The sequence below is a fragment of the Leptolyngbya sp. FACHB-36 genome (assembly GCF_014695955.1).
In the GTDB taxonomy this organism is placed as follows: domain Bacteria; phylum Cyanobacteriota; class Cyanobacteriia; order Leptolyngbyales; family Leptolyngbyaceae; genus FACHB-36.
This window is the reverse complement of the sequence record NZ_JACJPG010000519.1, coordinates 1-4,778: the sequence shown is the minus strand read 5'-3', so window position 1 is coordinate 4,778 and position 4,778 is coordinate 1. Positions and strand designations below refer to the sequence as shown.

Below are 4,778 nucleotides of genomic sequence, written 5' to 3'. Positions count from 1 at the left end.
TAACGATTAAACAGCGCCTCATGCACCACTTACTCTCTGACTACTACCGCTGGGCGCAGGGTGCTGAAGCCGCGTCTGTTCCTGCAATGCTGCCCACGAATAGCCCGATCGCATAATCAATCACTCGATCGCTTAATCAGAAGCGCCTACAAACTCACCTTGAACGAGTATGGCACCCGTTGAGCGGCACGGACTAAACGATCGACGATGCCAGCGTGTGGGTCCGTACTGCTGAAGCGCTCGACGGTGAGTTGGTGTTCCATAGCCTTTATTGGTTGCCAAATTGTACTGCGGGTATTTGAGCGACAGCCGAATGATTAGCTCATCTCGCCAAACTTTGGCAATAATGCTAGCAGCCGCGATCACGAGCGATCTCTGATCACCTTTGACAACGGTTTGCTGAGCCACGAGCAAATTGGGGATGCGCTGATTGCCATCGACCAAGCAGAGATCCGGCGGTACCTTGAGGCGCAACACTGACCGCCGCATCGCCAGCAGCGACGCCTGCAGGATGTTCAGGCGATCGATCTCTTGCACAGACGCAATGCCTACTTGACAGGCAACGGCAGACGCGCGAATTTGAATCGCGAGCGTCTGCCGTTGCTGCGGCGATAGCTGCTTACTATCGGTTACGCCCGCCGCAGACAGCTCCGGTAGAACGGAGTCGGGCAAAATTACCGCTGCTGCCACAACTGGACCAAACAGCGCCCCTCGCCCAACTTCATCAACCCCAGCGATCGTTGCAGGCGCACCTGCAACGAAGCCAGGGAGAGTGGGTTGCTCAAGTGAAATTCCGTGTCTCATCGACACGCTACTCTGCCGTAGGCGCCGATGAACGGCGGCGGCGACGGCGATTGGCGGTTGCCTCCGGTTCCGCTGGCTCTGCCACAGCCTCCGGTTCGACCTCAGCGGCAGGACTGGGAAGCTCGATCGCCACAGGAGTCGGGGTTGGTTCTGCTACGACAACTGCAGGTTTTGCTACGGCAACAGCAGCATCCGGTTCCGACGCTAAGACAGGAGGCCCTACGGGAGCAGGAGACTCTAGGGGAGAGGGAACTGGAGGCGTTTGACCAGGCAACACAACGGAAATGATGGCAGACTTGGGATTCTTGACTTCCCGATTGGCTAACACCAGCGGCGAGATGCCCATCCAAGCGTAAACATCTTGCTCCTCCGGCGTCATCTCAACCGCAATCACCTCTGGCGGCTCTGCTGGACCCCGGCTCACCTCACGCCGAGAGCGGGTGCGCTTGTCCTCTGGACGATCGTCAGGTGCCAACCCATCTCGCTCAATCTCTGGCGTGGCTACCACTTCAGGAGGAGCAGCCAATTCTCTAAGTTCGGGAGGGGCAGCAACTTCCCGAGGGCTAGGGGTATCTAACGTCTGCGGGAATACCTCACGACCAGGGCGTCCGCGTCCTCCGCGCCCTCGGTTCGTCCGCTCTGGACGAACGGGACGACCCGGCAAAACTGGCTCGTCTGGTGGCGAGAAGGGGTCGGAGTCGGCTGATGGAAGGTCAAGCTTCGGGTTCAGACCGTTTGGCAGCGTTGGCGTGCTGCGTCCCTGTCCTTCATCCCAAGCGCCGTTGCGGGCGCGATTCGGCTCATCAATGCGACGCCGACGCCGCCTGCGATTTGCTCCCCCAATTTCCTGGTAGCTGGGGTGGTTTAAGCCAAAATCGGCACCGTCGTCCTCGGCATCTTCGCTGCGATCGTCCCAGCTGCGGGCCTCAGAACCGCGATCGCCCAGAGGTTCGCGTAGAGCAACCGGAGCGCGCTCCACAAAGTCTGCCTCGGCGTCGCGGGGTTCATCTGGTAAGTGCACCAAATGTCCCAAACCGCCGCAGGTTGGGCAAGCCCGACCAAACAGTTCGTAGATATTTTTGCCCTGACGTTTGCGGGTGAGTTCCACCAAGCCCAATTCTGACAGTTGCGAAATCTGTGGACGCGCCTTGTCCGATCGCAGGGCTTTGTTGAAGTGTTCTAGCACCTGCAACTGGTCGCGGCGCGAGTCCATATCGATAAAGTCAACGATGATTACGCCTGCAATATTGCGGAGGCGCAACTGTCGAGCAATTTCGGTCGCGGCTTCGCAGTTGGTCCATAGCACGGTCTCGCGAGCGGTGGCAGAGCGGGTAAAGGAGCCAGAGTTTACGTCAATAACGGTCAGCGCTTCGGTACGCTCAATAATGATGTAGCCGCCGGACGGCAGATCGACTCTGGGGTTCAGCGCTTCCCGAATTGCCGCGTTGATGCGGAAATACTCCAGAATTGGAATCCGATCGCGGTGATGATCAATTAAAACGCCCTGCGGTGATTTTCCACCATTCCAACTTAGTAAATGCTGCTTCACTCGCTTCAGCCCGGTGTGCGAGTCTACAACAATCCGATTCACGTCGCCGCTGTAGACATCCCGCAGCACCCGCTGAATAAAGTCGTCGTCTCGGTTCAGCAGCGCAGGGGCGCGAGTCGTTGTCGCTTCTTGCAGAACAGACTCCCACTGCCGCTGGAGCGCTTCTAAATCCTCAATGATGGCTTCTTCCGGCATGTTTTCGGCTTCGGTTCGCACGACCAGTCCCATACCCTGTGGCTTAATCAGGATGGCAAGTGCTCGAAGGCGGTTACGCTCGTTTTCATTCCGAATGCGGCGAGATAGATTGACGCCCTTGCCATTCGGCATTAGAACAACATAGCGTCCGGGTAAAGAAATATTGCCTGTGAGCCGAGGACCCTTGTTTCCCGTTGGCTCTTTCATCACCTGGACCAGGACTTTTTGCTGCGGAGCCAGCAGTTCTGTAATCGAGGCGGAGGTGCGGCGCAGCTTTAAAGGACCCAAGTCCGAGACGTGAATGAATCCGTTGCGTTCACTGTCTCCAATGTTGACAAAGGCGGCGTCAATGCCAGGGAGAACGTTTTCAACTACCCCAAGATAGATGTCACTAACTTGGTGAGTTCCGGTGGCAACAATCAGCTCTTGGATCTGATCCTCTGAGAAGACAGCAGCGATGCGATGCTGCTCGGCGATAACAATTTGCTTTGGCATTCAGTTTCCTCAAAAATCTGCGGTCTGGGGCACACAGAATAGGTACCCTCCTCGCGGTTACTCTTAATGAATTGCCACTGCGAACGATGTAGACTCCTGAGTTACGCAATGGAGTGAAGCTGTTTCCTACCTGAGGAGAGGAGATGTCCGGCACCCTCAGCAGGGTCGAGTACGGTACAGACTACTGAATCAACACTTAACTATCGATCTGGGACGCCCATCTGTATGAAAGGACACCAGAGTCACAAGTAATAACAGAAAGTCTGATGAAGCACGTTGTATCCAGCGAACAAAGCCGGTCTACCCAGCGGTACTCCTAGGAGTCCTCAAATCCGCAACAGCTTCGGTTGAGATGCATTATAGCGTACTGAAATTGCTCTGCCAGTGGTGGTTCCCGATCCAGTTGATCACCGTCTGGCTCAACCGCGATCGACACTCGAAGCTTCAAGGACTTCAGCTTGCACTGTCTGATTACAGGACGCTGTATCTATCTTAGCAAGGTCACGTTTCTTTACGAACGTTCTGGTTTACACAATCACCCGGCTATCGGCTCCGGTGCCAAGATCAGGTGATCGCGATGCGTCCTCAGCAGGTGAAATTCCTGATTGGCAACGTGCTCTAGCATCGTGACCACGTGATCGGGACGCAGCAGCGTGCCATCGTTGCGGCAGCTACCGATGTAGCGGAGAGCGATTTGGGATGGGGTTGAATCTAGGGACAGAGCTACAAGGCGATCGCGCAAATTGATCGTCTGAGTTTTGCCTGATTTAGTCCTCTGCTCTAGCCAGATAGCATCCGCCGCAAGAATTGCATCCACCCAGGTCTGCCACTGAGACAGAGGCACTTCTGCTTCCGCACCAACGGTAATAACGTATTCTGCCTGGTGCAGCAGTTGAGTCGCTGACGGAGCGGTGACCTCGACGGGTTCTACCGCGTAGATTGGCAAATCGACAGGCAGTTGAGCAACAAGCTCTGCCCGAAAGCGATCGACGTCCATTGCCTCGGTGAGTTCAAAATCAATGATTTCGCCAGAGCTTGTGACACCCAACGGCAGAGCGTTTGCGGAAATAATGCGGGGACCCGGATGAAAGCCACCCGTAAACGCGATCGGCAACGCGGCGCGACGAACCGCGCGATCAAGCAGCCGCATCAAATCCAAATGGCTCACCAGTGCCATCTCGCCCAGCTTGCCCATTTGCACACGCAGGCGCTGTATCCGCTGCTGATTGGGGACAAAGTGTCCCTCAAAGGCTGGAATGGGCAGCGGCGGCACCACAATATTGTGTCCAAACTCAACACTGCACACGCCGCAGTGAGAGCAACCCTCAAACGAACAGTCGGGTACAGTTGCCGCCTCCAGCGCCCGCAGCAGATCTTCCTTTAGCCACTGTTTGTCAATGCCCGTGTCCAGATGGTCCCAGGGAAGGGGAGAATTCGGAATTCGTACGTTTGAATTCGGAACTTCGGAACTGGTATCGTCTTGCAGTTCCGAATTCCGAATTCCAGATTCCGAATTCTCAAACACGTTCCATTCACCGTTTTCGACTTGGCGATATCTCCAGGTGAGTTCCGATTCGGCGATCGCGTTGGTCCACGCGGCAAAGGCGCGATCGAGGCTTTCCCACCAGGCGTCCATTCCGGCTCCAAGTTGCCAAGCGCGGTGAATCACGGGAGCGAGACGACGATCGCCGCGACCGACGAAATCTTCCATCGCAGAGATTCGGACGTCGGTGAA

3 protein-coding genes are annotated in these 4,778 nt (G+C 56.1%); all 3 read right to left on the bottom strand.

The annotated features are described in order from the left end of the window. Positions 1 to 132: 132 nt before the first annotated feature. Entirely contained in the window at positions 133 to 804 is a 672-nt protein-coding gene (locus H6F43_RS14905) for a ribonuclease HII (RefSeq protein WP_190343522.1), read from the bottom strand. Between the two features lie 7 nt (positions 805 to 811). Continuing rightward, complete coding sequence (locus H6F43_RS14900; protein WP_190343521.1) at positions 812 to 3,043, bottom strand: Rne/Rng family ribonuclease; 2,232 nt, start codon at positions 3,041 to 3,043, stop codon at positions 812 to 814. Between the two features lie 535 nt (positions 3,044 to 3,578). Then, positions 3,579 to 4,778 (bottom strand): TIGR03936 family radical SAM-associated protein (locus H6F43_RS14895; protein WP_190343520.1); only part of this gene is annotated, 1,200 nt, incomplete at its 5' end.